Raw genomic sequence first — 328 nt, 5'->3', positions numbered from 1 at the left:
ATGTTGGGTTGAGTTGTTCATCTTCACTCCTTGAATGGATTCTACTCTTGCTCTGCTAGAGCGTTAAACAGTGGAACAAACGGCGCAGAATCGCCTTCTTTTAGCTGCAATGTATCTGCAAGCTTGGTATCCATAATGATGGTATTACCGTCAAACTGAATCGCTTTGGTTGCTAGGGCTCTAAAGTGCTTCACTTTGCCATTGCTGACTAGATAAGGTATCTCGCTTGGCGTGATGTCTTCAGCCACTTTTACCGTCGCTAAGCGTTGTTCTCGAACCGCTCTAATATCCCTGACTTGTGATTCCAACATAGGGCCTGCATCGAAAA

Annotated in this window: 1 protein-coding gene; it reads right to left on the bottom strand. The window is 45.1% G+C overall.

Annotated elements, in window-relative coordinates:
- Positions 1-41: 41 nt before the first annotated feature.
- Positions 42-328 (bottom strand): arginine N-succinyltransferase (locus AB4585_RS28275; protein ID WP_372172087.1); only part of this gene is annotated, 287 nt, incomplete at its 5' end.

It is taken from the genome of Vibrio sp. 10N.222.49.C9 (genome assembly GCF_041474985.1).
Classification (GTDB): Bacteria; Pseudomonadota; Gammaproteobacteria; order Enterobacterales; family Vibrionaceae; genus Vibrio; species Vibrio crassostreae_C.
Note: the sequence above shows the minus strand (reverse complement) of the source record. Positions and strands in the feature narration are given on the sequence as shown.